The sequence below is a fragment of the Bacillus sp. AFS040349 genome (genome assembly GCF_002577655.1).
GTDB lineage: Bacteria > Bacillota > Bacilli > Bacillales > Bacillaceae > Metabacillus.
This window is the reverse complement of the sequence record NZ_NUMC01000118.1, coordinates 1-1,466: the sequence shown is the minus strand read 5'-3', so window position 1 is coordinate 1,466 and position 1,466 is coordinate 1. Positions and strand designations below refer to the sequence as shown.

At 36.4% G+C, this 1,466-nt stretch carries 1 protein-coding gene; it reads left to right on the top strand.

Features of this window, described 5'->3' with window-relative positions:
- Positions 1 to 99 precede the first annotated feature (99 nt).
- Positions 100 to 1,266, top strand: coding sequence for an IS256 family transposase (locus COD11_RS21620; protein ID WP_098798984.1), 1,167 nt, complete (start codon positions 100 to 102; stop codon positions 1,264 to 1,266).
- The last annotated feature ends 200 nt before the right edge of the window (positions 1,267 to 1,466 follow it).

The following is a 1,466-nucleotide window of genomic DNA, read 5'->3' as shown; positions in this document are numbered from 1 at the left end:
GATTAAGTCCGTATAATTGTGTAAAAAGAAAAAGGGTTCATTTTATTCACTCTTGGCTACAATGTTTTCAGCTACGATAAACATGAAAAGAGGAATAAGATGACCCAGTTACAGTTTAACCTAGATTTGGAAGTTTTAAAAGATTCTGTATTAAATTCTGATATTGATGCAGTAGTTAAATCAGCAATTGTTTTGGTCTTAAATGAGTTTATGGAAAAAGAGAGAGATGATTATCTACATGCTGCTTCTTATGAACGCTCTGCAGCCCGTCGTGACTATCGCAACGGCTACTATGAACGTGAATTAATTATGAGTATCGGCAAGATACAACTCAAGGTGCCGAGAACTCGTGATGGTGAGTTTTCGACTACAGTTTTTGAAAAATATGCTAGATGTGATCAAGCTTTAGTGATCTCCATGTTGGAAATGGTTATTAATGGGGTCTCAACACGCAAGGTAACACAAATAGTTGAACAGCTATGTGGTAAATCTGTCTCAAAATCGTTTGTTTCTTCATTGACCTTGAAATTAGATCCAATCGTAAATGATTGGGCAAAGCGTCCTTTAAACGTCAAATATTATCCCTATCTTTTTGTAGATGCCATGTATATCAAAGTGAGAGAACACCATAAGGTGGTCTCAAAGGCTGTTTATATTGCCACAGCTATTACAGATAAGGGCCAGCGTGAAATACTTGGTCTAAGTATTGATCATGCAGAGAATTACGAGAGTTGGAGTCGCTTCCTTCAACAGCTAAAATCACGAGGACTTCAGTCTCCGAAACTAGTGATATCAGATGCTCACCAAGGCTTACAAAAAGCCATACAACGTGAATTTTTAGGTACTAGCTGGCAAAGGTGTAATGTTCATTTTAAAAGGAACATTATTGAAAAGTTGCCCAAAAAGGATTCAGCTGATATTCGTATGATGATCAAGCGTGTGTTTGAGGCAATCACTGTTGAAGATATCAGAACCTTTAAGAATGAACTGATGACTCAATTTGGAAATAATCCAAAGTACGAAAAGGCTCTTACTATTTTCGATGAAGGGTTCGAAGATACCATTCAATATATGAATCATCCAGTGAATATGCGCCCTCATATACGAAGTACGAACTCTCTTGAACGATTAAATCAAGAAGTACGAAGAAGAGAAAGAGTTATTCGTATCTTCCCAAACACACAATCTGCTTTTCGTTTAGTAGGAGCTGTTTTAATGGAATACCAAGAATCTGTTTACTCTACAAAATCTATAAGAAGATGCTAATTTTTTCGTAGCTTCCATTATGGAATGATCACATATCCAGGAAAGACTGTCAAAGTGAGGAACCTTTGACAGCCTTCCCTGGATATGTAAGTGAAAGCCCATGGAATTTACGCAAAAAAAAATGTAGGGGATAATACACATATCCAAATGTAGTAGTTGAAAACATTGTATTAAATTTACACAATATTCTGGACTTGACT

Bases quoted from the DNA above. Each gene is read 5' to 3' on its own strand.
- COD11_RS21620 (WP_098798984.1), top strand. From the start codon at position 100: ATGACCCAGTTACAGTTTAACCTAGATTTGGAAGTTTTAAAAGATTCT.